Source organism: Halomonas sp. MS1 (genome assembly GCF_024182575.1).
Taxonomy (GTDB): Bacteria; Pseudomonadota; Gammaproteobacteria; order Pseudomonadales; family Halomonadaceae; genus Vreelandella.
The window spans coordinates 4,148,460-4,174,198 of record NZ_CP098926.1 but is presented as its reverse complement, the minus strand read 5'-3'; the positions used below and the strand labels follow the sequence as shown (position 1 = coordinate 4,174,198).

General features: G+C 53.2%; 26 protein-coding genes. 24 read left to right on the top strand and 2 right to left on the bottom strand.

Annotated features, from left to right (window positions below; genetic code table 11):
* Positions 1 to 14: 14 nt before the first annotated feature.
* Genes NF683_RS19350 through murB form a run of 7 tightly spaced genes read left to right on the top strand, consistent with a single transcriptional unit; the run spans position 15 to position 7,605 of the window.
* Positions 15 to 2,282 carry a DNA internalization-related competence protein ComEC/Rec2 gene (locus tag NF683_RS19350; RefSeq protein WP_253920757.1) on the top strand — a complete coding sequence of 756 codons (2,268 nt, stop codon included), beginning with the start codon at positions 15 to 17 and terminating at the stop codon, positions 2,280 to 2,282.
* Between the two features lie 56 nt (positions 2,283 to 2,338).
* Positions 2,339 to 4,075, top strand: a complete 1,737-nt coding sequence (gene msbA, locus NF683_RS19345) for a lipid A export permease/ATP-binding protein MsbA (RefSeq protein WP_253920756.1) — start codon at positions 2,339 to 2,341, stop codon at positions 4,073 to 4,075.
* Positions 4,072 to 5,088, top strand: a complete 1,017-nt coding sequence (lpxK, locus tag NF683_RS19340) for a tetraacyldisaccharide 4'-kinase (RefSeq protein ID WP_089037744.1) — start codon at positions 4,072 to 4,074, stop codon at positions 5,086 to 5,088. The genes msbA and lpxK overlap by 4 nt, the downstream gene beginning before the upstream one ends.
* On the top strand, positions 5,081 to 5,290 hold the full coding sequence (locus NF683_RS19335; protein ID WP_089037745.1) for a Trm112 family protein: 210 nt from the start codon (positions 5,081 to 5,083) through the stop codon (positions 5,288 to 5,290). Before lpxK ends, NF683_RS19335 begins: the two co-directional genes overlap by 8 nt.
* Positions 5,290 to 6,081 (top strand): 3-deoxy-manno-octulosonate cytidylyltransferase, encoded by a 792-nt coding sequence (gene kdsB, locus NF683_RS19330; RefSeq protein WP_089037746.1) that lies wholly within the window; start codon positions 5,290 to 5,292, stop codon positions 6,079 to 6,081. Before NF683_RS19335 ends, kdsB begins: the two co-directional genes overlap by 1 nt.
* Positions 6,078 to 6,563, top strand: a complete 486-nt coding sequence (locus NF683_RS19325) for a low molecular weight protein-tyrosine-phosphatase (protein ID WP_089037747.1) — start codon at positions 6,078 to 6,080, stop codon at positions 6,561 to 6,563. Before kdsB ends, NF683_RS19325 begins: the two co-directional genes overlap by 4 nt.
* A gap of 31 nt (positions 6,564 to 6,594) precedes the next feature.
* Entirely contained in the window at positions 6,595 to 7,605 is a 1,011-nt protein-coding gene (murB, locus tag NF683_RS19320) for a UDP-N-acetylmuramate dehydrogenase (protein ID WP_456362351.1), read from the top strand.
* A 49-nt stretch (positions 7,606 to 7,654) separates the two neighbouring features.
* Here the strand turns inward: murB and rne are convergent, their stop codons facing one another.
* A complete protein-coding gene (gene rne, locus NF683_RS19315; RefSeq protein WP_253920754.1) occupies positions 7,655 to 11,149 on the bottom strand; it encodes a ribonuclease E in 3,495 nt (1,164 codons plus the stop codon).
* A 434-nt stretch (positions 11,150 to 11,583) separates the two neighbouring features.
* On the opposite strand from rne, the gene NF683_RS19310 reads away from it, so the two are divergent.
* From NF683_RS19310 to sppA, 4 genes are all read left to right on the top strand, one after another.
* Entirely contained in the window at positions 11,584 to 11,724 is a 141-nt protein-coding gene (locus NF683_RS19310) for a hypothetical protein (RefSeq protein ID WP_157697981.1), read from the top strand.
* Positions 11,725 to 11,825: 101 nt separating this feature from the next.
* Complete coding sequence (locus tag NF683_RS19305) at positions 11,826 to 12,767, top strand: RluA family pseudouridine synthase (protein WP_089037749.1); 942 nt, start codon at positions 11,826 to 11,828, stop codon at positions 12,765 to 12,767.
* 9 nt (positions 12,768 to 12,776) lie between these two features.
* Entirely contained in the window at positions 12,777 to 13,427 is a 651-nt protein-coding gene (locus NF683_RS19300; protein WP_089037750.1) for an HAD-IA family hydrolase, read from the top strand.
* A 60-nt stretch (positions 13,428 to 13,487) separates the two neighbouring features.
* The gene (sppA, locus tag NF683_RS19295; RefSeq protein WP_089037751.1) at positions 13,488 to 14,615 is read left to right on the top strand and encodes a signal peptide peptidase SppA; all 1,128 of its coding nucleotides are present in this window, start codon (positions 13,488 to 13,490) and stop codon (positions 14,613 to 14,615) included.
* Positions 14,616 to 14,618: 3 nt separating this feature from the next.
* Here the strand turns inward: sppA and NF683_RS19290 are convergent, their stop codons facing one another.
* Positions 14,619 to 15,221: a Maf family protein gene (locus NF683_RS19290; protein WP_089037752.1), complete on the bottom strand. Its 603-nt coding sequence runs from the start codon at positions 15,219 to 15,221 to the stop codon at positions 14,619 to 14,621.
* A gap of 162 nt (positions 15,222 to 15,383) precedes the next feature.
* Between NF683_RS19290 and NF683_RS19285 the strand changes: the two genes are divergently transcribed.
* From NF683_RS19285 to NF683_RS19225, 13 genes are all read left to right on the top strand, one after another.
* Positions 15,384 to 15,932: a YceD family protein gene (locus tag NF683_RS19285; RefSeq protein WP_038485316.1), complete on the top strand. Its 549-nt coding sequence runs from the start codon at positions 15,384 to 15,386 to the stop codon at positions 15,930 to 15,932.
* A gap of 36 nt (positions 15,933 to 15,968) precedes the next feature.
* The gene (rpmF, locus tag NF683_RS19280) at positions 15,969 to 16,139 is read left to right on the top strand and encodes a 50S ribosomal protein L32 (RefSeq protein ID WP_009099300.1); all 171 of its coding nucleotides are present in this window, start codon (positions 15,969 to 15,971) and stop codon (positions 16,137 to 16,139) included.
* Between the two features lie 42 nt (positions 16,140 to 16,181).
* Entirely contained in the window at positions 16,182 to 17,201 is a 1,020-nt protein-coding gene (gene plsX, locus NF683_RS19275) for a phosphate acyltransferase PlsX (RefSeq protein WP_089037753.1), read from the top strand.
* Positions 17,202 to 17,351: 150 nt separating this feature from the next.
* A complete protein-coding gene (gene fabD, locus NF683_RS19270; protein ID WP_089037754.1) occupies positions 17,352 to 18,311 on the top strand; it encodes an ACP S-malonyltransferase in 960 nt (319 codons plus the stop codon).
* Positions 18,312 to 18,377: 66 nt separating this feature from the next.
* Complete coding sequence (gene fabG / locus NF683_RS19265; RefSeq protein ID WP_038485281.1) at positions 18,378 to 19,121, top strand: 3-oxoacyl-ACP reductase FabG; 744 nt, start codon at positions 18,378 to 18,380, stop codon at positions 19,119 to 19,121.
* Between the two features lie 124 nt (positions 19,122 to 19,245).
* Entirely contained in the window at positions 19,246 to 19,479 is a 234-nt protein-coding gene (acpP, locus tag NF683_RS19260) for an acyl carrier protein (RefSeq protein WP_008956801.1), read from the top strand.
* Positions 19,480 to 19,672: 193 nt separating this feature from the next.
* Positions 19,673 to 20,911: a beta-ketoacyl-ACP synthase II gene (gene fabF / locus NF683_RS19255; protein WP_038485274.1), complete on the top strand. Its 1,239-nt coding sequence runs from the start codon at positions 19,673 to 19,675 to the stop codon at positions 20,909 to 20,911.
* Between the two features lie 6 nt (positions 20,912 to 20,917).
* Complete coding sequence (gene pabC / locus NF683_RS19250; RefSeq protein ID WP_253920753.1) at positions 20,918 to 21,724, top strand: aminodeoxychorismate lyase; 807 nt, start codon at positions 20,918 to 20,920, stop codon at positions 21,722 to 21,724.
* Between the two features lie 30 nt (positions 21,725 to 21,754).
* Entirely contained in the window at positions 21,755 to 22,762 is a 1,008-nt protein-coding gene (gene mltG, locus NF683_RS19245) for an endolytic transglycosylase MltG (RefSeq protein WP_253920752.1), read from the top strand.
* A 63-nt stretch (positions 22,763 to 22,825) separates the two neighbouring features.
* Entirely contained in the window at positions 22,826 to 23,479 is a 654-nt protein-coding gene (tmk, locus tag NF683_RS19240) for a dTMP kinase (RefSeq protein ID WP_089037758.1), read from the top strand.
* A complete protein-coding gene (locus tag NF683_RS19235; RefSeq protein ID WP_038485264.1) occupies positions 23,470 to 24,453 on the top strand; it encodes a DNA polymerase III subunit delta' in 984 nt (327 codons plus the stop codon). The genes tmk and NF683_RS19235 overlap by 10 nt, the downstream gene beginning before the upstream one ends.
* A gap of 36 nt (positions 24,454 to 24,489) precedes the next feature.
* The gene (locus NF683_RS19230) at positions 24,490 to 24,825 is read left to right on the top strand and encodes a PilZ domain-containing protein (RefSeq protein WP_089037759.1); all 336 of its coding nucleotides are present in this window, start codon (positions 24,490 to 24,492) and stop codon (positions 24,823 to 24,825) included.
* Between the two features lie 76 nt (positions 24,826 to 24,901).
* The gene (locus NF683_RS19225; RefSeq protein WP_089037760.1) at positions 24,902 to 25,735 is read left to right on the top strand and encodes a TatD family hydrolase; all 834 of its coding nucleotides are present in this window, start codon (positions 24,902 to 24,904) and stop codon (positions 25,733 to 25,735) included.
* Positions 25,736 to 25,739: the final 4 nt, after the last annotated feature.

Genomic DNA, 25,739 nt, shown 5'->3' with positions numbered 1-25,739 from the left:
TCCAAGGAGGGGATATGCAACTAGGCGCTGCACTACCGGCTGCCTTGGCAGTATTGATGGGGGCGCTAGCGGCGTGGATCAGCGGCCCCGAGGCGCGCCTGCAGGTTTTGTTGCCAGGTGTGCTTGTGGTGCTGCTTTGCTTGGTTGTATATCGGCGTAGCCTATTAATTTGGCTGGTTATTTCAAGCTGGGTTTTTATCAGCGTGCAGCAGGAGTGGGGACACCGTTTACCACCTGGGCTCAGTGGAGAAGATGTCACTCTGGAGGCCCGAGTAATCAATGTTCAAACGCAAGCGGAGTCGTCACGAGTGCGCTTGGCAGTGGAATCTTGCCGCTCTCCCGAGGGACTGCCAAGCTGTAGCGCACTACGTAGCGTGCGAGTAAGTGCCTATGGCAACCAGCGCTACCTCGTTGGTGAGCGCTGGCGGATGACGCTGCGGCTCCGCCCGCCCAGTGGCTTTTCTAATCCAAATACATTTGATTTTCAGCAATGGTTATGGCGTGAAGGCATACATGCGACGGGCTATGTGCGCCAGGAGCCTACGCCCGAACGCCTGTCGGGGGCTGCGCCGACACTTCGTCAGCGAGCAATGGCGACGCTGGCTAGCCAACCGTTGCAAGAGCGAACCCGGCGCTGGCTTGCGACGCTAACGCTGGGAGATAGTGAGCAGTTGACCCAAGATGATTGGACCTTGCTCAATGCAACGGGTACGACGCATTTAGTGGTCATTTCTGGGTTGCATGTTGGGCTTGTCGCTTCATTTGTGCTGTTGTTGGCACGTTTTACTGCCAGGCTGATAATGCCCACCAATTGGCGTCTGCGTGCTTGGCCCTGGTGGTTAGCAGGGGTGGCGGCTGTGGGTTACGCCATGTTAGCCGGACTAGCACCTCCTGCCATGCGCGCCATGATCATGACGCTGTTAGGCTTGTGGGTGCTTAGCGGACGCCATGCGCCAGGAGCTTGGCAAGCTTGGTGGCTTGCGCTCGGGATAGTGTTAGTGGTTGATCCGCTTGCACTGTGGAGGCCTGGTCTGTGGCTATCGTTTATTGCGGTAGGCTGGTTGATTATTATTTGGCAAGGCCGCCCCCGCCCACAGGGTCTAAAAGGGTGGTGCTGGGCGCTACTGCGTTCTCAACTACTCATTGCACCGCTGATGGCGGCTGCAGTGCTATTGGCTTTTGGAAGAGTAGCCCCTGCGGCCCCGCTGATTAATCTTGTTGCTGTACCTTGGGTAAGCTCCGTTATGGTGCCCAGTGCGCTATTGGGGTGGGTGCTTTCGCCACTGCCTGGAATAGGGCTTTTTGTGTGGTGGTGTTTTGAGCAGGCACTGCAGGTTTTTCATCAGTTACTCGTCATTGCCGTGCAGTGGGCACCGCTTTTGCAGCCACCGTCAATACTGGTGTTTCCGCTAGTAGGTGCACTGTTATTGATGTCGCTGTGTTGGGGGCTTCCCTATGTCCCAGGATGGTTGCGTGTTAGTGCGACATTACTGCTATTAAGCTTTCCGTGGTGGTCAGCGGACGAACAGTTTAACCAAGGTGAGCTGCGTGTCATTGTTTATGATGTCGGGCAAGGCCAGCTGATTGAATTACGTAGCGCCAACTATCGATTGCTATACGACACAGGACCTCGCTTTCGCAGTGGTTTTATGCCGCTGCAAACCCTTTGGCCCCCAGGTCAATCGTTCGATCACGTTATTATCAGCCATGCCGATACTGATCATGCCGGGGGAGTTAGTGCGCTTTTAAAAGACCATCAAGTAACGCAATGGTGGGTTCCCAGTGGAGAGCTTCTGCCTGTTGCGAGTACAGAGTGTGTTCAAGGGCAGCAGTGGCGACGTGATGGCATTGACTACCAGATACTATGGCCCCCAAAAGGGGAGAACGTGCTCTCCTCAAATGATCGCTCCTGTGTACTTCAAATAAGCGCGGGTGGGCAGCGTTTGTTGATCACGGGTGACGTTGGTAAGGACGTTGAAAGGAGAATCTTAGCGAATGTTATTACGCCGATTGAAGTGTTAGTGGCTGGGCATCATGGGAGTAATACAAGTTCGGGTGTTCAGTTCGTTCAAGTAAGTCGTCCTCAGCATGTTATTTTTAGTGCCGGGAAAGATAATCCCTTTGACCATCCGGTCGACGCGGTGGTGCGCCGCTTTCGACAACAACAGAGCTGCTTATGGAGTACCGCCCAGGATGGTGCTCTCGAATTTAGCCTCACAGCGACTCAGCCAATTCAGATCATTCCCATGCGAAAGCAACAGGGCGTTCGTAAGCGGTGTTGATGCGCGTCACCATAAGGTAGAATTCTCGCAACTGCACACTATGGCCGGGAGCGCGTGTGACTGATTCAGGTTGGGTTCTCTACAAGCGATTATTAACTTACGTCAAACCTCACTGGCGCGCATTCGCGTTAGCGATCGTTGGTTTTATCATTTATGCCGCCTCCAGTACGGCACTAGCTGAAATGATGAAACAACTGATTGATGGCATTCAAAACCCTGATGCTGCCTTCCGTTTACTGCTTCCTCTGTTTGTGGTGATCATGTTCGCTTCGCGTGGGCTGGGGACATTTTTAAGCACTTACTTTATGTCTTATGTCGGACGTTATGTGATTCACACGCTGCGCTGCGATGTATTTGCGCACTTGCTGCATTTGCCTGGGCGTTTTTTCGACCACCATTCCAGTGGCCATTTGGTATCTCGAGTAACGTATCACGTAGAGCAGGTCGCGGGTGCTGCCACGAAAGCGGTCACTATTATTCTGCGTGAAGGTCTGTTCGTTATCGGGCTGGTCGGTTATCTGTTCTGGACCAACTGGATGCTAACGCTGCTATTTCTGGGCGTAACGCCGGTGATTGCTGTTGTGGTGAGCTATGCCAGCAAACGTTTTCGGCGTATCTCTAAGCGTATTCAACACTCCATGGGGGATGTGACACACGTCGCTTCTGAAGCGCTCTCCGGCTATCGCGTCGTGCGCACGCATGGTGCTGAAGAGTATGAAAAACAACGTTTTGAACGGGTAAGTGAAGAAAATCGTCGTCAGAGTATGAAAGAGGCGATGACGCGTGCTGTGAGTTCACCAGTGATCTTGATGCTGGTGGCGATTTCCATGGCTATTCTGGTTTGGCTTGCCATGGCGCCTGCGCTTATGGAAAACATGACGCCGGGGGAGTTTGTTGCCTTTATTACCGCAGCAGCGCTAATGATCAAGCCTGTACGCCAGCTCACCGAAGTGAATAGTGAGATTCAAAAAGGTATTGCGGCGGCGTCTGAGCTATTTGGCTTGCTTGATTTGACCCCTGAGCAGGATGAAGGTAAGACCATTCCACGCCAGCTAACCGGCAGCGTGGTGATTGATAATGTCAGTTTCCGCTACGCTGATGACCAGCCTAATGTATTGCACGGTATTAATATTGGTGTTGCCCCTGGTGAGCTAGTGGCGATTGTTGGGCGCTCTGGTAGCGGTAAATCAACATTGGTCAGCCTGCTGCCGCGTTTTTATCGTCCTAGTGAAGGGCGCATTGTGATTGATGGGGTAAATGCCGATGATTATGCGTTGGGCCCTTTGCGTCAGCAAATTGCATTAGTATCGCAACAAGTCACGCTGTTTAATGCAACCATTGCTGACAACATTGGCTATGGCGTTACCAACCCAGACCCAGCCGCCATTGAAGCGGCCGCTCAGGCGGCTTACGCCAGTGAGTTTATTGAAAAGCTGCCTCAGGGCTATGCCACGCTAGTGGGTGAAAACGGCGTGATGTTATCCGGTGGGCAACGCCAGCGCTTAGCAATCGCTCGGGCGATTTTTAAAGATGCGCCGATTCTTATCTTGGACGAAGCGACATCGGCACTGGATACCGAATCTGAGCGCTATATCCAGAAAGCGCTGGAGCATGTGTGTGAAGGGCGTACCACATTGGTCATTGCCCACCGTCTATCCACCATTGAACGGGCTGACCGTATTTTGGTGATGGATCAAGGGCGCATTATTGAGCAGGGTACCCACCAAGCGTTGCTAGAAGCGGGAGGTGCCTATGCGGCGCTGCATCAGCTTCAGTTTCAGGAGAGTGAATGAGCCTGGAACAGCGCTGGCTTAAGGCGGCTTACCAGGGGAGCCGATGGCTAACGCCGCTGTATCCGTTGGGTGCTTTATACCGTTATCTTATGGCGCGCCATAGCTCTCACTATCACGCTGGTAAAAAGCTAGCTGTTAAAGCATCCGTACCCGTTATCGTGGTGGGTAATATCACTCTTGGTGGAACCGGTAAATCGCCGCTAGTTGCGTGGCTGGTCAACTGGCTGAGGAAGCAGGGGTGGTCGCCGGGTATTATTACCCGTGGTTACGGTGGTAAAGCATCGCACTATCCGTTACTGGTAACTGCAATCACTGATCCTGCGCAAAGCGGCGATGAGCCATTAATGTTGGCGCAACAAACGGGCTGCCCGGTCATGGCTGATCCGCGCCGCGCGCGAGGCGTTCAAGCCCTGGTTGATAGTGGGTGCGACATTATTGTCAGTGATGATGGGTTACAGCATCTGGCGTTAGGACGTGATATTGAATTAGTCGTTGTTGATGGCGCGCGAGGGCTAGGCAATGGACGTTGCTTACCTGCTGGGCCGCTGAGAGAATCGCCCGGTAGATTAGCTCAAGTTGATGCTGTGATTATTAATGGTGAGCAGCGTCGCCCTCTGCCTATAGAGGGAGTGGCGATGCAACTAGCGCCGCTCAGCTGGCGCCGAATGCAGGATGGTCAACGTGTGCCACTCACTCCTCTGCCATTTACGCTACCTGTGAATGCTGTGGCAGGTATTGGCCATCCTGAGCGTTTTTTTAATACGCTGCGAAGTTTAGGGGTGGAGGGCGAGATGCGTCCGCTAGCAGATCATCAGCGCTTTGATGACCAGACTTTCCGTTTTAGTCATCAGCGCCCCGTTGTAATGACCGCCAAAGACGCAGTGAAGTGCCAAGCGTTAGCGCCACCCGATAGCTGGGTGTTAGAGGTAGAAGCCGTGCTTCCGCCAGAGTTTGAACACTGGCTGGCAGCTAAATTGTCAGCGCTTTCTGAAAAGGGATACACCGATGGATAAAGAACTACTGGCAATGCTGGTTTGCCCGCTTTGCAATGGCAAGCTCAAGTATAATCGTGAAGCCCAGGAACTTTGCTGCCACTACGACGGTTTGGCGTACCCTATTCAAGCAGGCATCCCTGTGATGCTTCCTGAAGAGGCGCGCGCGATGGATGCCGATGAAAAGCTACCTATCTCGCCTGGTCGTACCGGAGAGGTGTAATGTCAGTCGCTAAGACCGAATTTATTGCCGTTGTTCCCGCGCGTTTTGGCTCGTCCCGCTTGCCGGGTAAGCCACTGCTGGATATCGCGGGTGAGCCTATGGTTGCCCATGTCTGGCGAAGAGCCTGTCAAAGCCAAGCAAGTCGTGTCGTGGTAGCCACTGACGATCCTCGTATACGTGATGCGATGTTGCCCTACGGTGCGGATGTCGTTATGACTCGCGCGGATCATCCTTCTGGTACGGACCGGCTGGCCGAAGTGGCAGAGCAGCTCGGGCTAAGCGACGACACTTTAGTGGTGAATGTGCAAGGCGATGAGCCGCTTATCCCCCCGGCCTTAATTGACCAAGTGGCGATGCGTTTAGCCGAAGATCGAGAAGCGGCCATTGCGACGCTTGCTGAGCCTATTACTGATGTTGAAACGTTATTTAACGCTAACGTCGTCAAAGTTGTTCGCTCCTTGCAGGGGCGTGCTCTGTACTTTTCTCGTGCTCCCATTCCTTGGGATCGAGAGCAATTTAAAGTCCAGCCCGCGCTTTTAGCCACCGATGCGTGGTTGCGTCATATTGGTATATACGCCTACCGTGCCAGTTTCCTTGCCGCTTATCGTGAGCTGGCGCCGTCGAGCCTTGAGCAGTTGGAGCAGCTAGAACAGCTGCGTGCGCTACAGCATGGCTATGCCATTCAAGTTGCGCTAGCCAGCACTATCAATCCTCCTGGTGTGGATACGCCGGAAGACTTAGCCAGGGTGAGAGCGCTTCTGGCGAGTGAAAGTGAAGGTGGAAGCGAATGAAGCGCGTCCTATTTGTCTGTTTGGGCAATATTTGTCGTTCGCCAACGGCCGAAGGCGTCTTTTGGCACGCTGTTGAAGAGGCTGGCTTAAGTCGTCATATCAACGTTGACTCTTGTGGTGTAGGTAGCTGGCATGTTGGAAAAGCGCCAGACAGCCGTGCCCAGGCAGCTGCTTTGCAGCGTGGTATCGATATTAGTCATTTGCGCGCTCGTCAGCTAAGCGCCAGTGACTTTCTTGAATTCGACTATGTGCTAGGCATGGATCGCGACAACCTCAAGGCAATGCGAGCGCTACAGCCGAGTACCAGTCGTGCCCATGTGGGGCTCTTGCTAGATTTTGCCGACTTGCCTGATGCTGAAGTGCCTGACCCTTATTACGGTGGTGATGAGGGCTTTGAACATGTCCTGAATTTAATTGAGGCGGCTTCTACAGGGCTAATTGCCCAGCTGAGAAATGACGGGCTGAGAAATGACAGGTTGTGAAATCACGAGTTGTGAAAGAACTGATAATGATTTGCTTAGTCGTTGCCAGTCAGTCGATTTAACCTCTGCGAACACGCTGCGTTTACCCTGTCAGGCGGAGCGGTATGTTGCCCCTAAAACGCTAAGTGCACTCCAGCATGTGGTGCGTGAAGCCGTTGCTAAGCAGTGGCACATTACGCTCTTGGGAGGTGGCAGTAATGTGCTGCTTCCCGCTAAGCTGAAAGGCATTGCGATTCGGCCTGCTATGCAGCAGTGGTGGCTAGAAAGTTGCGGAGAGTCTGTTGTTGCTCATGTGGGAGCAGGCGTTAATTGGCATTCGTTAGTAATGACGCTATCGGCTCGCGGCCTGTGGGGCATTGAAAACTTAGCGCTGATTCCTGGTGATTGCGGCGCAGCACCAGTACAGAACATTGGTGCATACGGTGTCGAGCTTAAAGACGTTCTGGTAGGGGTGCAGGTAGTAGAGTTGGCGTCGGGTAATGTACGTTGGTTAAGCGCCGATGCTTGCCAATTTGGTTACCGAGATAGCATCTTCAAAAAATCGCTAGCGGATAAAGTCGTCATTACTCAGTTGGCGCTTCGGCTATCAAAAACGCCGCTGCCAAGACTGGGTTATGGAGATTTAGCTGCCCGAGTAGCCGCTTCGGCGAGTTGCTTGGCGGTGGCTCAGGCAGTGTGTGCTATTCGTCAGGAAAAACTACCGGACCCTCAGGTGCTTGCAAATGCGGGTAGCTTCTTTAAAAACCCGCTAGTTAGCAGCGATCAGCTATCTCGCTTGTTACAGGCATACCCTAGCATGCCATATTTTCCGCAGGTTAACGGTCAATCCAAACTGGCAGCGGGGTGGTTAATTGATCAATGCGGGCTGAAAGGGATTCGGCAGGGGGCTTTCGGTGTTCACGCGCGGCAGGCCTTGGTGCTTGTGCATTTTGGCGGTGGCGATCGGTGTGAGCTACTGCAGTTTGCAGAGCATATTGCCCACCAGGTCTATGACCAATTTGGTGTTGAGTTAGAGCCTGAGCCACGCTTGGTACAAGCATAAAAAAACCCCGCTTAGCGGGGTTTTTAGTGCTAGTGTCGAGTACTAGCGATCACTCATTAGTCGTGTTCTGTGCTTGTTTACGCAGTTCACGAGGATCGTTATGAGCACGACGGCGGCGGCGTGGCTTAGGTGCCTCGTCTTGGGTAGAAGTAGCAGGCGCTTGCTTTGCTTCTTCAGGTGCCACTGTTTCAACGGGGGCCTCTGGTGAAGGCGTTTGAACCTCTTCATTAGTCGCCAATGTAGGCTGTGGCTCTGTGCTTTCTTGAGCAGCAGCGCTGTCATTCGCGGTTTCTGAAGCAGCGCTCGTGTCTGAAACAGTTGTATTGCTCACTGCGTCGCTGTCTAAAGAAGATGCTTCCGGCTGCTCAGCAAACTCTGGTGAGCTTGCTTCAATGCTAGCTGCTACGCTTTGCGACGGTGTCTGAGTGTTAGCGTCACTGTCGACAGTCTCAGCAGTCTCAGCAGTCTCAGCAGTCTCAGCAGTCTCAGCAGTCTCAGCAGTCTCAGCAGTCTCAGCAGCTTTCGGCGCTTCTGCATGTGTGTCGACGTCTGCGGGTGTCTCTTGTGCCGTCTCCTGAGGTTCTTGAGGCAATACAGGTTCCTGAGACTCAGAAGGTTCTTGAGGCTCAGCAGCTTGAGATAGCGACTGCTGGGGCTTGTCGGTCTCTTTTGCAGTTTCTTCGTCACGTGAGCTTACTGATTCGCTGTTGGCGGTATCAAGCTCTTTCACGTTTGAAGTGCTCTCTTCCTCCAGCTCTACTCCCGCATCAGCTTTCACGACCTCAGACGAACCGCTAGCCGCCTCTTGGGGCGCTTCTTGAGCAGTTGCATCATAAGTTGGCTGTTGAGGTTTGGCCTCAGCGCTTTTCTCTACACCTTCCTCTGCTTCAGGTTCCGCTTTCTCTGCCGCTTGCTGAGGTTGGCGACGCTGGCGCGTAGCCTTGCGTGCTTTCTCCGCCTTTTCGGCAGGGCGCTCAGCCGTTGTTCCATCGGCAGCTGCTGATTCCTCTACCGCTGGTTCAGGCGCTTCAGTGGCTACTTCAACGCTTGGTGTGGCAGCTGTGCTGGCCTCATCTTGTAAAGAGGGGCTGGCCGGCGTTGCTTTACTGCTGTTCACTTCAACAGCAGGCGCTTCTACCGCCGGTGATTCAACAGCAGCTTCAGCAGAAGGAGCGTCTGCAGAAGGAGCTTCAGCCGCTGCGGCTTGCAGTTTCAGCTGTTCCGCTTCGGCTTGAGGATTAACGGCCTGTTTACGCGTGCGGTTGCGCGGATTGTTACGCGTGCGTTTCGGCTTGCCGTCATCCTGTTTGTCGTCCGTTTGTGATGCAGGCTCACGGGCAGCTTCGTTTTTCGGCTTGGCATCACGTGGTTTATCGCGACGATTTTCTGGTTGAGCAGTAGGTTTAGCCGCCTCATCTTTAGATGACTCTTTGGCCGCTAGGTTTGTCTGCTGCTCTTTTTGACGACTGCTCTTTTGATCATTGTCCTGGAGCTTGGCCTCGTCTTGCTGAGGGTGGCGTCGACGGTTGCGAGTACGACTAGGACCGCTACGTTTATCGTTAGCGTCGTCGTTATTATCAGCGTTGCGCGGTTGGCTAGGCTGCTGGTTACTCGGCTGTTGATTGCTCGATTGCTGCTGACTGCGCTGCTCGTTTCTGCTGGCGCTTTCGCCACGTTCACGGGCAGGCTTTGGCTTGCTTTCGCTGCGCTGTGAGCGATTTTTGCTCGTTCTCTCAGGCTGCTTGCGGGCAACAGGAGCTTCCGGTTCGGGCTGGCTCGTGCTGGTATCTTCACCGCCTAGCAGTTTGGCAAAGCCTCTGATAAAGCGGCCAATCACACTGGGTTGCTCTTCAGTGACGGTGGGAGTCGCTGTAACGGCTTTATCTGCTTTGGCAGCTCTCTCTGCCTTTTCTTCAGTCTGAAGAGAGGCGGGCGCTGGTGCATTATGTACAACGCTTTTAACCGCTGCTTCAGCGCGCATGGCGGGCGGAGTGAAGCTAGGATCGGGTTCTTTGCCTACTTCAGTATCAGTCGAAAGTTCGAAGCTGGATAGCGTCAGGCTTTCATCATCGTCTAGGTGGTCATCACGTAGTCGCTGAACGTCGTAATGCGGCGTATCCATTTCGGGATTCGGCAGGAGAACTACGCGTACGCCTTGACGTGATTCGATGTCTGCCAGAACGCTGCGCTTTTCATTCAGCAAGTAGGTGGCGACAGGTACTGGAAGAATGGCGCGGATTTGTGCGCTGCGCTCTTTCATGGCTTCTTCTTCAATCAGGCGCATGATAGAGAGCGAAAGCGAGCGAACATCACGAATAGTGCCTTGGCCGTTACAGCGCGGACAAACAACGCCGCTGGTTTCGCCTAGCGAGGGGCGCAGCCGCTGGCGTGACATTTCCATCAAGCCAAAGCGAGAAATCCGACCAATCTGAACGCGTGCACGATCCAGCTTCAGGGCATCGCGCATGCGGTTTTCAACCTCACGCTGATTGCGCGCAGGGCCCATATCGATAAAGTCGATAACGACGAGACCACCGATATCACGCAGGCGCAACTGTCGCGCAATCTCATCGGCTGCTTCAGAGTTGGTTTGCAGCGCGGTTTCTTCAATATCGCTGCCGCGTGTGGCCCGGGCAGAGTTAATATCAATCGAGACTAGCGCTTCGGTATGATCGATAACAATAGAGCCACCAGAGGGAAGCTTTACTTCGCGCTGGTAAGCAGTTTCGATCTGCGACTCAATTTGGAAGCGCGAGAAAAGAGGGACTTCATCGGCGTAAAGTTTAATTTTCTGCTGATAAGAGGGCATTACCTGACGAATAAAGCCCAGCGCTTCTGCATGAATCTCGGGGCTGTCAATTAACACCTCGCCAATGTCTTGGCGCAGGTAATCGCGCATGGCGCGGATAATGACATTAGATTCGCGGTAAATCAGGAATGGGGCTGAGCGCTTGCCAGCTTCAGTGGTAATGGACTCCCACACTTGGACAAGGTAATCCAAGTCCCACTGCAGCTCTTCTGGGCTACGGCCGATACCGGCGGTGCGAACGATCAGGCCCATTTTGTCTGGCACTGTCAGTTGGCCCATGGCATCTTTCAGCTGGCTGCGGTCATCACCTTCAATGCGGCGTGAAATACCACCTGCACGGGGATTGTTCGGCATCAGAACAAGAAAGCGGCCCGCTAAGCTAATAAAGGTAGTCAGTGCTGCCCCTTTATTGCCACGCTCTTCTTTATCAACTTGGACGATGACTTCCTGGCCCTCTTTCAGCACCTCTTTGATGCTAGGGCGACCAGACACATCTTTGATAAAATATTCGCGGGAAATTTCTTTTAGTGGCAGGAAACCATGGCGTTCGGCGCCAAAATCAACAAAAGCGGCTTCAAGGGAAGGTTCTACCCGGGTGATTTTGCCCCGGTAAATATTGGCTTTCTTCTGTTCTCGAGCGCCAGATTCGATGTCTAAATCGTAAAGGCGTTGCCCGTCTACCAGCGCAACCCGCAGCTCTTCTGGCTGGGTTGCGTTAATCAGCATCCGTTTCATATTGTCTCACATAGCATTGCGAGCCGACGAGCCGTCTAGGCGTGGCGTAGACGAATCGCTGGGTGCTGCGTGCTTGTGCTCGGCGCATTGCTATGCTGACGCATTAAGCCGGGAAGGCAATCATGCCGACCCGGCCGAAAGGGCGTTGAGTACGTGGCGGAGGCAGAACATGTTTCGGTGGCTGTCACGTCCATCCGGCTCTGCTGACACCGCCAACACCTGGCATTCATCGATTCGTCAACGCCGGTCATCGGCACAGCGTTGAACTTGGCGCCCCAAGTCAAGCAGCACCTTGTGACGAACAGGATAGGCTGCTTGGGGCGTGACGTTTGTTAATTCAATTGCCTGCCATTGCGGGCGAAGCAAAAGTGTCTCTGCCGTCAAAAAGCATGCGACAGAGTAACTGTATATCCAGTACGTAAGGCGTGTGGGTAATGCGTACACTACGCCATTTTGCCTGTGCTCTGGCCTGCGTGTTTGTCGGGCAGGCGCTTGGCAAGAGTGGTAGTGCTCCCGTTACGACGTGTCTGTTTACGGGTAAGCCACACTTGGCCGCTGAACGTTTTGGAATATAACAGTAAAGACAACTACCAGCAATTGACGCAATGCGCATTGGTCTACGCTAGAATGCCGTTTTTAGCCTGTCGCTATTAGATCACACCAGGAGTGAGCGTTAATGTCCGAAGGGCGGGAAGTACAGTGGGTGGATATCGCCCCGGAACAAGCAGGTCAGCGAATCGATAATTTTCTGATGACGCGTTTAAAAGGCGCTCCTCGTGCATTGATTTATCGCATTGTGCGGAAAGGCGAAGTAAGGGTTAATAAAAAGCGCGTCAAAGTAGATTATCGACTTCAAGCGGGTGATCTAGTGCGTGTGCCGCCGCTGCGATTAGCACCGAGAGAAGCGGTTAAAGAGGTGAGTGACAACTTACGTGATTTATTAATTGGTAGCGTCATTATGGAAGGACCCGATTGGATGGTGATTAACAAACCATCCGGATTGGCCGTCCATGGAGGAAGTGGCGTCAAAATTGGCCTCATTGAAGCGCTTCGGCAAGTGCGCGATGACCTTACTTTTTTAGAGCTTGTCCACCGATTGGATCGTGATACATCGGGCTGCTTACTGTTGGCAAAATCTCGTGATGCGCTCGTCACACTTAACGAATCGCTGAAAAAGCATGCAATGGACAAGCGCTACTTGGCGTTAGTGGCTGGGCGCTGGCCTGCTCGGAAGAGCTATGTGAGTGCCCGCTTAGACCGCTTTGATGCGGGTAACGGTGAAAGGCGAGTGCGGGTAGATCCAAATGGCAAGGTTTCACGGACTCACTTTTCGGTAGTGGAAACCTTTGAAAAGGTCACGCTGATAGAGGCGGAGCCTGTGACAGGCCGCACCCACCAGATTCGTGTCCATGCGGCTCATGCTGGGCACGCCTTATTGGGCGACGACAAATACGGTACCCGCGAAAGTAATCATATGGCGCAGCGCCTTGGTTTGGGGCGTCTATTTCTTCATGCCCGTGCATTAACGTTTCCTGAGCCTGGCAATGGTCGACCCGTTACGGTGAAAGCACCGCTGCCTGAAGCATTGGAAGAAGCGTTAAAACGTGCTCGTAAATAAGGAAGCGACATGCGCTATGAGCTAATTATCTTTGATTGGGATGGCACATTGATGAACTCCGTGCCAAAAATTGTTGCCTGCATGCAGGCAGCCGCTTCTGATGCCGAGTGGAGTGAGTTAGACGTCAGTGCTATCGAGAATATTATTGGCTTGGGCCTGCCTGAGGCGATAGCGACGTTATGTCCTGGTATTGAAGCGGTTCAGGCCGAGCGCTTGCGTCAACGCTATGCCTACCATTTCGTTCATGGTGATTCGACGCCCATGCCTTTTTTTGAAGGCGTTAAAGAGCAAGTTGCCCGGCTGCGTGAACGTCCTTATCAGCGTTTAGCGGTGGCGACGGGGAAGAGCCGTCGTGGTCTAGATCGGGTTTTTGCCGAAACAGAGTCAGGTGGTTGGTTTAATGCCAGCCGAACAGCAGATGAAACGCGCTCTAAGCCTCATCCGCAGATGCTGCTTGAACTGCTCGAAGAGCTAAAAGTGCCCGTTGAGCGCGCTGTAATGGTGGGTGATACCGAGTATGACCTTGAAATGGCAAGGTCTATTAATATGGATCGTGTGGGCGTTACTTACGGTGTGCATGCCCCCGCTCGGTTGGCGGCTAGTCAGCCTGTGTGGCTGGCGGATGATGTAGATAGCCTGTTCGACTGGCTTCACGGTTAGCGGCGTTAGCAACCCCTGTGGGTAGTGGTTGTACGATCAAGCGAACACTAGGAATCGTATATGAGTGATGAGCAGCAGCGCGATGGAAGCGGTGATGGTAGAGGCGCTCAGGCGGGTGATGATTTTCCTGGCCAGGAGAGTGGTGACCGTTGGACCGATGGGCCGGAGGTTGTCCGGCAGGCCAAAAAGCAACCGCTCCCGGGAGCGGAGAGTGATGATGCCGAAACACTGCGCGAGCGCCAGCGCTTAGCGCAGTTGGAAATGATGGACCGCTGGGTTGGCGGTGTTTTAACGGAACAGCGCAGAACCCGGCGCTGGAAGCTGTTCTTTCGTTTGATGTTGCTAGCGATTGTATTGATATCGTTAACAGCAATGCTATACCGCGTGTTTCTCGCTGAGCCAACGGCCTCATTGCCCACCGAGAGCCACGTAGCACTGGTGGAAGTACATGGTGTGATTGCCAGTGATGCACCAGCAAATGCTGAACGCATCATTAAAGGGTTGAATCGTGCATGGTCATCAGAGAGCGCTGCTGCTGTTGTGTTGCACATTGATAGTCCTGGTGGAAGCCCTGTGCAATCGCAGCGTATTTACGACGAAATGATGCGGCTGCGTGATCAGGGCGACAAGCCCATTATTGCCGTGATAGAGGATATTGGTGCGAGCGGCGCTTACTACGTTGCTTCAGCTGCCGATAGCATCGTGGCGTCTCGTGCAAGCTTGGTTGGCTCTATTGGTGTTATCTATGCTGGCTTTGGCTTCCAGGAAGCGATCAACCAGATTGGCGTAGAGCGTCGCGTAATGACTGCCGGTGAAAACAAAGCCTTTTTGGATCCTTTTCAGCCGCTTGATGAAGAGGCTGCTGATTTCTGGCAGGGCGTTCTGACTCAAACCCATGAGCAGTTTATAGACGATGTGAAGGCAGGGCGTGGTGATCGTTTGAGCAACAGCCCTGAAATTTTCTCAGGGCTTATCTGGAGCGGTGAACAAGCGTTAGAGCTAGGTTTGATAGATGAGCTGGCCAGTCTTGAGCAAGTCGCTCGTGAGCAGGTAGGCGAGGCTGAATGGGAGAACTATACGCCCAGCTTAGACCCCTTCGAGCGTTTGACACGCCGCTTTACGCAAACAGCTGCCGAAGTGCTGGGGCTTCAGCATGCGCATGCTCCTTTGCGTTTTCAGGCTCAGTAACGACTAAGCGTCGCCGAGTGGGTTCATACCTGCTTGGCGAAGCATGTCGCATAGTGCGATGAGTGGGAGCCCTATGAGTGCGTTTGGGTCTCGGCCTTCGAGTTTTTCAAACAAGCTAATCCCCAGTCCTTCCATGCGGAAGCTGCCAGCGCTGTCTAAAGGTTGCTCAAGGGCAACATATCGTGCAATTTCTTGCTGGCTCAGTGAGCGAAAAACCACCTCAAACGGCTCGATATGGACGTGATGCCGTTGGTGGCGGGTATCAACTAATGCTAAGCCCGTCAAAAAAGTCACTTTTTGGCCAGAAAAGCGCGCCAGATTCTCCCGAGCGCGCTCTTCTGTATGAGGTTTGCCGAGAATGTCACCCTCAAACAGAGCTATTTGATCAGAGCCAATGATGCAATGATTGGGGAAGCGCTCAGCAACGGCGTTGGCTTTGCTGAGTGCCAGGCGGTGCACTAAGGCGTTGGGCGTCTCATTAGGATAGGGCGTTTCGTCGATGTCTGGAGAGCAGCACTGATAGGGCAGTAGTAGCTTGTCCAGTAGCGCTTGGCGGAAGCGAGAGCTTGATGCCAGGACAAGCGGCGCGTTATCGGTTTGAGGCACAGTGTTCTCCTTAATAGGCCTGGTTGAGCATTAAACGGCGTTCAAAGGAGTGTAACGAAACCTTGGTAGCCTGCCTATTTACGTGGTTTTGGGAGATAATCTCATAAGAATTGCACCGACAGCTTTGACAGCGGGGGGGCGAGTGCCTATCATTGCGCGCCTATGTTGACCTCACAAATCCCCAGCCGGGTTGAGCCTTATAAGCTTGCAGCCCGCCGCGAACGACTAGAAGGCATTGTGGCGCTGAACAAGCTGCCACGCCTAGCTGAAGAAGCAGGTGACCAAACCGGCGACTGTCATGTCGTACTCGAGTTTGGCGTTGATGCCCAAGGCCGTCGCGAAATTCGTGGCCATTTGCAAGCGACCCTGGCGTTGCCTTGTCGCCGTTGTCTAGTGCCGCTAAGCCAAGACGTTTCCAGTGATTTCTTATTAGGAATGATTGCAGACGAAGCTTTGGCTGCCGAGCTACCTGCTAGTCATGAGCCGGTGCTGGTGGAAAATGAACAGCTGGACTTGCTGACGGTAATAGAGGATGAACTTATCCTTAGCTTGCCGCAGGTGGTCTATCACGATGAGACCGAATGCCATGTCTCGGCGGAGCAGCTGGTCAGCAAGACCGAAGGCACGGCGGAAGACTCCGCTCCGGCCAAGAACCCTTTCGCAGTGCTTAATGCTTTGAAAAGCAGTGGCGCTTTGAAAGGCAAAAAGTAAGCATCACTTACCTTAATTACCTTGGAGTAAACACCCATGGCAGTTCAACAGAACCGTAAAACTCGTTCCAAGCGCGGTATGCGTCGTAGCCACGATGCGCTGAGCGCACCGACTCTGTCTCAGGACAAAGAAACCGGTACTACTCACCTGCGTCACCACGTTTCTCCCGACGGTTTCTACCGCGGTCGTAAAGTGGTCGAAGTTTAAGCCTTAGCGCTTTTATGAGCGGCAAAACAGGGTGGGTGCTGTGTGCGCCTAGCGATTGATGTAATGGGGGGTGACCAAGGCCCCCGTGCCATTATCGAAGGCTCCGCAAGGGCGGTTGTTGAACGCCCCGACCTAGCATTAACTCTGTTTGGTCCGCGTCAGCAGATTGATGCTGAACTTTCGCGTTTGCCGCAGCCTTTGGCTGCGGCAACGTCACGTTTGGTGGCAGCCGATGCTCCAGAAAGTGTTTCTCAAGCGGCAACTGCTGCCTGGGCAATGCGCCGCGGAGATGCTACCAGCATGGCGTGTATGCTGCGCAGCCTGTCTTCAGGTGAAGCAGTTGCAGGCGTGAGTGCGGGAAATACCGGAGCCTTGGTCGCTTTGGCGAGGCGCGAGCTTGGTATGTTGCCTGGTATCTCCAGGCCTGCAATCAGTACCGCAATCCCCGCGCGTGGAGGGCGACGCTGTTATTTGCTTGATTTAGGGGCAAATGTAGATTCGCCTGCATCCCGGCTGTTTGATTTTGCCATGATGGGTGCCGCCATGGCTCAGTGTATGGATCGCATTAAGCGGCCTCGTGTTGCCTTGTTGAATGTGGGCTCTGAAGCCACGAAAGGAAGTGCGAATGTGCGCGAAGCGGATCGTTTGCTGCGTGAAAGTGCCAGCGATTTAAGCTTTGACTACCTTGGTTATGCTGAGGGTGGGGATATTTTTCAGGGCGATCTTGACGTCGTGGTTTGCGATGGTTTTGTTGGTAATGTCACGTTGAAAGCCAGTGAAGGCTTGACTCGTATGTTGGTGGAGCGTGTACAAATGGCGTTTGAATCACGCCTGAGTGGGCGTTTGGCAAGTATACTGGCCAGGCCTGTACTGAAGAGGCTTAAGCGGGAGCTAGATCCTGTACGTTATAATGGGGCCAGTCTCTTGGGGTTGCAGGGTATTGTGGTGAAAAGCCACGGCAGCACCCAGGCGGATGGTTTTTATTATGCTATTCAGCGTGCATTGCAAGAAGTGGAGCATGATTTGCCTGTACGAATTGCAGCACGCTGGTCGCGTTCTTGAGCGCTATCAGCGTAGTAGATAATAAAACGTTATATTTTTTTGCGGGCTATTGGTGGTAGTAGAGTGTGCCAAAAACTGTTTTAGCAACGGCGCCAATAGCACGCTTATCGCTCAACTGAGCAAATGCCTACAAGAGCAAAGGTGAACGACATGTCTCAACCCCTTGCCCTCATTTTTCCCGGGCAAGGCTCTCAGCAGCTTGGAATGTTGCGAGAGCTAGCCGAGCGCTACAGTGTGGTGGGAACTACATTTGAGGAAGCGTCAGACGCTCTGGGCTACGATTTGTGGAAAGTCGTCCAGGAAGGTCCAGAAGACGCGTTGAATGCGACGGCATGCACTCAGCCGGCACTACTTGCCTCCAGTGTAGCTATCTGGCGTATCTGGCAAGAGTTGGAAGGGCCTCGCCCAAGTGTCATGGCCGGCCATAGTCTTGGTGAATATAGTGCTATGGTTTGCGCTGGAGTGATGGGGTTCGCTGAAGGCGTGCGCCTTGTTCGCCTGCGTGGTGAAGCCATGCAGGAAGCTGTCCCTGCAGGAGAAGGGGGCATGGCAGCGATCCTTGGGCTTGACGATAGCGCAGTTGAAGCAGCCTGTGCCCAAGCGGCTGAAGGAGAAGTGGTGTCTGCCGTTAATTACAACTCGCCTGGGCAGGTTGTTATCGCAGGTGGCAAAAATGCCGTGGAGCGTGCTATCGCAGCCTGTCAGGAAGCGGGCGCCAAGCGAGCGCTTTCACTGCCGGTGTCAGTACCCTCCCATTGTGCGTTAATGCGGCCAGCTGCTGAACGACTCTCCGACGCTATGCAAAAAATTGAGCTGCGTGCCCCTCGTTATGCGGTTATTCAAAACGTCGATGCGCAAGCTCATGCCGATATTGAGACATTGCGTACGCGCCTAATCGAACAGTTGTATCAGCCCGTTCGTTGGTCATCTTGCGTTGAAGCGATGGTCGAGCAAGGTGCTAATGTGTTCATTGAATGTGGGCCTGGTAAAGTGCTTACCGGATTGAATAAGCGCATTGTGCGTAGTGCCAAAGGGTTGGCGGTAAATGATCCTGATAGCCTGGATTCAGCCCTTGAGTTAGCACGTGAGGCGTCGGCGGGTGGTGCGTGAAAAATGGTGCGTGTTAAGTCGCTATTTTCCGCTACCCTTGCTTAGTTAGGTTGAAGGAAGAACGTTATGACTCAAGAACGAAGAGTTGCACTAGTCACTGGTGCTAGCCGAGGCATTGGGCGAGCCATTGCTCATGAGCTTGGGCGTCAAGGACGTATTGTGGTAGGAACTGCCACTAGCGAATCGGGCGCTGAAAAAATTGATGCTGATCTAAAAGAGCATGGTATTGAAGGTGCAGGTATGTGCCTTAATGTTACTGATCAGCAGAGTATTGATCAGGTGCTCAAAACAATTGGCGAACGTTTTGGTGCGCCCACGATTTTGGTCAATAATGCCGGCATTACCCGTGACAATTTGTTAATGCGCATGAAAGAAGATGAGTGGGACTCCGTGATGGATACCAATCTCAAATCTGTTTATCGCGTTAGCAAGGCGTGTCTGCGTGGTATGACAAAGGCACGCTTTGGGCGTATCGTGTCGATAAGTTCTGTAGTGGCAACGATGGGTAACCTAGGCCAAACTAACTACGCCGCCGCCAAAGCGGGAATGGAAGGCTTTAGCCGTGCTTTAGCGCGTGAAGTCGCGTCCCGTGCAATTACGGTTAATGCGGTTGCGCCTGGGTTTATTGCAACGGATATGACCGAAGCGTTGCCTGAAGCGCAGCATGAAATGCTGCTTAAGCAAATTCCTCTTTCGCGTTTAGGCGGGCCTGAGGAAATTGCCGCTGCCGTTGGATTTTTGACAAGTGATGCTGCAGGTTATATCACTGGCGAAACGCTACACGTGAACGGCGGCATGAATATGCGTTGATGGCCTTGGGTTTGGCGGTTGCGTCAGCTTAAGGGCGTCTATAAACTACCCCGCAGCTTTTGGCTTGCGGTTTCCAAATGGCTGGTTATCAAAAACGGCTAATGTGAACGACTGGAGTACGTTGATGAGTACTATTGAAGAGCGCGTTAAGAAAGTTGTGGCAGAGCGCCTGAACGTTAAAGAAGAAGATATCCAGAACAGCTCTTCTTTTACTGAAGACCTGGGTGCTGATTCTCTTGACACCGTTGAGCTGGTGATGGCGCTTGAAGAGGAATTTGATACTGAAATTCCTGACGAAGAAGCTGAAAAAATCACCACGGTTCAAGAAGCTATCGACTACGTAAACGCCCATCAGTAAGGGCTGAGTCGAAGCAGTGAGCCAGGGTGGGGTGCTTACCCACCCGTATAAAAAGCCGTCCTGAGTAGGGGCGGCTTTTTTGCTTTGCTGTCACAATGAATATAACGTTCAATCTCCGTTATACTAGTCACCAAATCTCTGCAGCAAATGACCCAGATGGGTCGTGTCACCATGGATGCCTGGAGGAAAGCTAATGGCGCGAAGAAGGGTAGTGGTAACTGGGTTAGGCCTGGTGACCCCAGTGGGTAACAGTGTTAATGAGTCGTGGGCAAATATTGTCGCCGGCAAAAGTGGCATAGCGCCGATTGAGCACTTTGATACAAGTGGCTTCAACACGCGTTTTGGAGGATCGGTTAAAAATTTCGATATTAGTCCCTATCTGAATCCTAAAGACGCACGCAAGATGGATTTGTTTATCCAGTACGGCATGGCGGCGGGAGCCCAGGCCGTTCAGGACTCGGGGCTTGAGTGTACCGAAGAGAATGCTGAGCGCATTGGGGTGGCTATTGGTTCAGGCATTGGTGGTTTGCCGATGATTGAACATAACCATAATGCGCTGAATAAGGGTGGCGCACGCCGCGTCTCGCCGTTTTTTGTGCCAGGTTCAATCATTAATATGATTTCTGGCAACATGGCGATTCAGCACGGCTTCAAAGGCCCGAATATCGCGATTACCACAGCGTGTACAACGGGTACCCATAATATTGGCTACAGTGCTCGCACGATTGCATACGGCGATGCCGATGTAATGATCTGTGGCGGTGCGGAAATGGCCACTACCCCATTAGGGTTGGGCGGGTTTTCGGCCGCGCGAGCGCTCTCTACTCGCAATGAAGACCCTCAGGCGGCGAGTCGCCCGTGGGATACTGATCGTGACGGCTTTGTGCTGTCAGACGGTGCGGGTGTGCTTGTTTTGGAAGAGTACGAGCACGCTAAAGCGCGTGGTGCCAACATCTACGCAGAGCTTGCAGGCTTTGGTATGAGTGATGATGCCTATCATATGACGGCGCCGCCGGAAGATGGGCGTGGTGCTGCACTTTCCATGAGCAATGCCATTAAAGATGCGCGTATTGATCCAGCGGATGTGCATTATATTAACGCGCATGGCACGTCTACCGCAGCGGGTGACTTAGCAGAAAGCCGGGCGATTGAAAAAGTGCTTGGTAGCGCAGCTCAGCAGGTTGCCGTGAGCTCTACCAAATCAATGATTGGCCACCTGTTAGGTGCTGCAGGAGCGGTTGAAGCGGTGTTTAGTATTCTGGCTATTCGCGACCAGATTGCGCCGCCGACCATTAACCTGGATAACCCACAGGAAGGCTGTAATCTTGATTACGTACCGCACACCGCGCGGAAGATGCCCATTGAAATAGCGCTCTCAAACTCGTTCGGGTTCGGTGGTACCAACGGCTCACTGTTGTTTAAAAAGGTATAGCACGCAATGCCAATGCCCCAGGTGCCGTTTGACGACCGAGGGCTTGCGTATGGTGACGGAGTATTTGAAACAGTGCTGCTGCGCGCTGGTGTCCCTGTGCTATGGGATTATCATTACGCGCGCTTACGGCTGGGCTGTCAGCGTTTGAATATTCCGTTGCCCTCCATGGAGCAGTTGGTCGCCACCTGGCAATCTCCGTCTAACGCCGAGCTTGAAATACTCAAACTAATCCTAACCCGAGGAAGTGGTGGGAGAGGGTATGCGACGCAGGATAGCTCTCAACCTCGCTTGCTTAGCCGTAGAACCCCTTTTGTGGTAAACGCTGACCGTTGGCATGAGGGGGTTAACGTACGGATTTGTCAGTTGCGTTTGGGACATCAGCCGCTTTTAGCAGGCATTAAACACCTTAATCGATTGGAAAATGTACTCGCGCGCCAGGAGTGGAATGACCCAGCCATAGCCGAGGGGTTGCTTGGAGATACTGATGGCCTGCTGGTGGAAGCCACCAGTATGAATGTCTTTTGGCAGCAAGCGGGGACATTCTTTACACCGCCATTATCGCAGTGCGGCGTGGCGGGTACGCTGCGAGCGGCATTATTGGATCATGGAGCAGTACAGGAAGCCCCTATTGCGCTGAACGCTACCCATGACGTTGAGCGTCTTTGGGTAGCTAACTCGGTACAAGGTGTATGGCCAGTGAATAAGCTGTTAAGTGAAACAGGTGTAGTCCTGAAGTCCTGGCCGCTGACAGGCCAAGATAGGTTGCAAACAATAGGCCATGACTTACTTGGCTATTCGCCGACATCCCGTTAGGCAGAATTTTATCAACAATATTGAGGTGTCATGGTGAAACGGTTTTTAGCTGCCGTAGGTGTCGTGGTCGTGGTTGGATTCGCAGCCGTTGTGGGCGGCTATGCTTACTGGCAGCAGCGCTTATCGGCACCGGTCACACTTGAGGAGCCAGCGCTTTACCAGGTTCCTGCGGGGGCTGGGTTCAATCAGGTCGTTCGAGATCTGGAAAGCCAGGGCTTTATTGAAGATGCTTGGGCATTTCAATTATTGGCGCGTGTTGAGCCTGAGCGTGTACCACGCTTGCGGGTGGGGGAGTATCAGCTAACCCCAGGCATGAGCGGTCTTGAACTGATTGCTCTCTTGGGCAGCAATAACGTTGTCACTTATCCGTTAACGATTCCCGAAGGCTGGACATTCCGCCAGATGCGCGAGCTATTGGACAGTGCGCCAAAACTTGAGAATCGGACGGCAGAGTTAAGTAACGACGAAATTATGTCGTTGCTGGATCGAGAGGGTGCTTTTCCTGAAGGCTGGTTTTTCCCTGATACCTACCGCTACCACCTGGGTATGAGTGACGTTGATATTCTACGTCAGTCGCTTTCCCGCATGGAGCAGATTCTAGAAGAGGTCTGGGACGAGCGTGATGATGACCTGACCATCGATACGCCTTACGAAGCGCTCATTATGGCATCGCTCATTGAGCGTGAAACAGGTGCGCCGGAAGAGCGTCGGGAGATCGCAGGTGTCTTCAAGCGTCGTATGGAACAGGGAATGCGTTTGCAAACAGATCCCACCGTCATTTATGGCATGGGCGAACGCTATGAAGGGAGGATCACGCGTGCAGATTTACGTGAGGCGACCCCCTATAACACCTATGTGATTGACGGCATGCCACCAACGCCGATTGCCTTACCCGGGCGCGCCTCCCTTGAAGCGGCTGTGAATCCGCTGCCTGGAGAAACGCTTTACTTCGTCTCGCGCGGTGACGGTACCCACCATTTTTCACGTACGTTACGTGAGCACAATAATGCGGTTAATCGCTATATTCGCAATCGCTAATTAGGTTAAGTCATTGTTTAAGTGCGATGTGTTTTTTTCGAATTTACTTAGTAAGGGGCTTCAATGAGCAAGCGCGGACGCTTCATCACCCTTGAGGGTGGTGAGGGAGTCGGAAAATCTACTAACGTGGCGTTTGTAGAGACATGGCTACAAGAGCGCGGGATAGAGGTTGTGCGAACCCGTGAGCCCGGGGGGACGCCGCGCGCTGAAGCGATTCGAGGATTGCTGCTTGATCCCTCTTTCGATGAGCCCTTGCACAGCGATGCCGAATTGCTATTAATGTTTGCCGCGCGAGCCCAGCATCTAGCGCAAAAAATAGTGCCCGCCCTTGAGCGCGGTGCCTGGGTGATCTGTGATCGTTTTACCGACGCTACCTTTGCTTACCAGGGCGGTGGCCGCGGTATTGAGACAGATCGGATTGCTCAACTGGAACAGTTCGTGCAAAAAGGTCTCTCCCCAGATTTAACCCTGTTACTCGATATGTCACCCGATGCTGCGAAAGAGCGTCTTGAAGGGCGTTTAAGAGACCAGCAAACGCAGCGTGATCGCTTTGAGCAAGAGCAAGTAACCTTTTTCGAAGCAGTGCGGCGGGCTTACTTAGCGCGCGCTGCTGCTGCCCCCCAGCGCTTCGCAATTGTTGATGCCGGGCAAGCGCTTGATCAAGTGCAGGCGTCTCTAGCTCAAGCGCTAGAAGAGCGAGTGGCTATATGGCAATAGCGGGAGTGCTGCCTTGGCATCAGTCTACGTGGCAGCAGTTGATTCGTCTCACCAATGAAGGACGACTGCCGCATGCACTGTTAATCAGCGGTGCTCACGGAGTTGGCAAGCAGCAGTTGGCGGAAGCGTTGATTGCTCGAACGTTATGCGCACAGCCTGGCGAGCTGGCCTGCGGCCACTGTCATAGCTGTGCCATGTTGGCTTCAGGCTACCACCCCGACTTGATGCGCATTTCTCCAGAAGAGGGTAAGCGTCAGATTCGCATTGACCCCATACGTGATGTAAACCGCTTTGTTTCGCAAACCGCGCAGCAGGGTGGGTATCGTGTGATCGTGATCTCTCCCGCGGAAGCAATGAATATTGCAGCGGCAAACGCACTGCTCAAAAGCCTTGAAGAGCCCGGCGATAAAACGCTATTTATTCTGCTGTCAGACGTGCCTTCGCGCACGCTGCCGACGATTCGCTCCCGCTGTCAGCAGTGGCCATTAGCTAGCGTTCCCTTTGAGGATTGCCGAGACTGGTTGACTGAAAAACTTGGCGGCGACGAAGCACATTTTTGGTGGCGAGTGTCGGGTGGTTTGCCGCTGCTTGCTGTGGAGTTGGCAACGCCTGAGGAGCGCGCACTTCGCCATCAAATTCATGACAGTTTCGAGCAGTTAGTGCGTGGTGCTGAGCCTGTTTCAGAGGCTGCTAGGCTTGATCGTCAGGCCATTGATGCCATCTTGTGGTACGGTATTGCTTGGCTTGAAGACTTGATCCGGCTGGGTTTGTCTGGCGAAACCTCGGTGCTGCATAACCCCGATTTAGAGCCGTTATACCGCCAAGCGATGAAAAATGGACGGGTGCAGGATTGGTTCCGGTTACTGGATTATGCCCGAGAGCAGCGCCGTTTATTTGCAGTCGGCGCTAACCCGAACCCTCAGCTAGTGCTTGAAGCCTGGCTGGTGCGCTGGTCGGCGCTGTTACGCTCCTAACGTTGTTGCCATAGGGTTGTTGCCAAGGAGGCTGTTATGACGGTTCAAAAAGCGCTTTCTTTGACAATGCCGGATATACCGACGTTACTTTCCGCGTATATGCCTTTTCTAGATAGAGGCGGTATTTTTGTCCCGACTAAAGCGCTTTATCGACTTGGACAGCAGGTTTATCTATTGCTGACCCTGCCAGGAGAGAGTGAACGTCTTTCTATCTCCGGCCATGTTGTTTGGATTTCTCCTGAGGGCGTGAGTGGACAGCGAATGCCAGGTATTGGGGTACATTTCAGCCAGCAGGACTACTCAGTACGTGATCGCATTGAAACGTTGTTGGCTGGCCAATTAGATAAAGCACCTCCGTCCTTTACGCTTTGATAGCCGCGAGTTAGCACCGCAATAACACTGAACAAAGCCTGCCCTTCACCTGTTTACGAGAATTTAAGAGAGCTGCATGTTTGTTGATTCCCACTGCCATTTAGACCGTTTATCTGAGCTAACCCACGACGGTGATATTGCCGCAACGCTGGCGGCTGCTCGTGCTGCTAATGTGAGCCAGTTCTTAGCTGTTGCGGTGACGCTTGAGGAGATGCCGGGGTTGGCGGCAATCGCTCGTGAGCACCACGACGTGGTTATTTCGGCGGGACTGCATCCGCTTCATCAGGCTCCGAAAGAGCCAAGCGTAAGCGATATTGTTGATGCTGCTGAACAGTACGGTGCCGTCGCCATCGGTGAAACAGGGTTGGATTATCACTATCAGGACAGCGTGCCTGTAGAGGTTCAGAGCGAGCGGTTTAAGCGCCATTTAATTGCAGCCAATGAGCTAGAGCTGCCGGTGATTATTCATACCCGTGAAGCGAAAGAAGACACGTTAGCGTTGCTGCGTGAGCACACGAATCCTGAGGTAGGCGGCGTATTACACTGCTTTACTGAAGATTTAGACATGGCGCGTGAAGCTGTGCGGCTTGGGTTCTATATCTCGCTATCGGGTATTATTACCTTCCGCAATGCTGCGTCGCTTAGAGAGCTGGCCAGAAAACTGCCGCTTGACCGGCTGCTGATTGAAACCGATAGCCCTTATTTGGCGCCTGTTCCTTATCGTGGCAAGCCCAACGAGCCCGCTTGGGTGGTTGAGGTGGCAGAGTGTATCGCTAAAGAACGCGGGATCAGCGTTGATGAAGTGGCGATGCAAACCACCGCCAATTTTTATCATCTGTTCCGCGCTGCCGTGCCCGATGCACCTGATAACGTAAAGCAAGCGTTGGCGCAGTCCGGTTTAGTGGTATAAGTGG

Bases quoted from the DNA above. Each gene is read 5' to 3' on its own strand.
- NF683_RS19235 (WP_038485264.1), top strand. From the start codon at position 23,470: ATGGCAATAGCGGGAGTGCTGCCTTGGCATCAGTCTACGTGGCAGCAG.
- rne (WP_253920754.1), bottom strand. From the start codon at position 11,149: ATGAAACGGATGCTGATTAACGCAACCCAGCCAGAAGAGCTGCGGGTT.
- kdsB (WP_089037746.1), top strand. From the start codon at position 5,290: ATGTCAGTCGCTAAGACCGAATTTATTGCCGTTGTTCCCGCGCGTTTT.
- fabG (WP_038485281.1), top strand. From the start codon at position 18,378: ATGACTCAAGAACGAAGAGTTGCACTAGTCACTGGTGCTAGCCGAGGC.
- NF683_RS19225 (WP_089037760.1), top strand. From the start codon at position 24,902: ATGTTTGTTGATTCCCACTGCCATTTAGACCGTTTATCTGAGCTAACC.
- pabC (WP_253920753.1), top strand. From the start codon at position 20,918: ATGCCAATGCCCCAGGTGCCGTTTGACGACCGAGGGCTTGCGTATGGT.
- NF683_RS19350 (WP_253920757.1), top strand. From the start codon at position 15: ATGCAACTAGGCGCTGCACTACCGGCTGCCTTGGCAGTATTGATGGGG.
- fabD (WP_089037754.1), top strand. From the start codon at position 17,352: ATGTCTCAACCCCTTGCCCTCATTTTTCCCGGGCAAGGCTCTCAGCAG.
- NF683_RS19285 (WP_038485316.1), top strand. From the start codon at position 15,384: ATGTTGACCTCACAAATCCCCAGCCGGGTTGAGCCTTATAAGCTTGCA.
- fabF (WP_038485274.1), top strand. From the start codon at position 19,673: ATGGCGCGAAGAAGGGTAGTGGTAACTGGGTTAGGCCTGGTGACCCCA.
- mltG (WP_253920752.1), top strand. From the start codon at position 21,755: ATGGTGAAACGGTTTTTAGCTGCCGTAGGTGTCGTGGTCGTGGTTGGA.
- NF683_RS19325 (WP_089037747.1), top strand. From the start codon at position 6,078: ATGAAGCGCGTCCTATTTGTCTGTTTGGGCAATATTTGTCGTTCGCCA.
- NF683_RS19230 (WP_089037759.1), top strand. From the start codon at position 24,490: ATGACGGTTCAAAAAGCGCTTTCTTTGACAATGCCGGATATACCGACG.
- NF683_RS19310 (WP_157697981.1), top strand. From the start codon at position 11,584: ATGCGTACACTACGCCATTTTGCCTGTGCTCTGGCCTGCGTGTTTGTC.
- sppA (WP_089037751.1), top strand. From the start codon at position 13,488: ATGAGTGATGAGCAGCAGCGCGATGGAAGCGGTGATGGTAGAGGCGCT.
- rpmF (WP_009099300.1), top strand. From the start codon at position 15,969: ATGGCAGTTCAACAGAACCGTAAAACTCGTTCCAAGCGCGGTATGCGT.
- acpP (WP_008956801.1), top strand. From the start codon at position 19,246: ATGAGTACTATTGAAGAGCGCGTTAAGAAAGTTGTGGCAGAGCGCCTG.
- lpxK (WP_089037744.1), top strand. From the start codon at position 4,072: ATGAGCCTGGAACAGCGCTGGCTTAAGGCGGCTTACCAGGGGAGCCGA.
- tmk (WP_089037758.1), top strand. From the start codon at position 22,826: ATGAGCAAGCGCGGACGCTTCATCACCCTTGAGGGTGGTGAGGGAGTC.
- NF683_RS19300 (WP_089037750.1), top strand. From the start codon at position 12,777: ATGCGCTATGAGCTAATTATCTTTGATTGGGATGGCACATTGATGAAC.
- NF683_RS19305 (WP_089037749.1), top strand. From the start codon at position 11,826: ATGTCCGAAGGGCGGGAAGTACAGTGGGTGGATATCGCCCCGGAACAA.
- NF683_RS19335 (WP_089037745.1), top strand. From the start codon at position 5,081: ATGGATAAAGAACTACTGGCAATGCTGGTTTGCCCGCTTTGCAATGGC.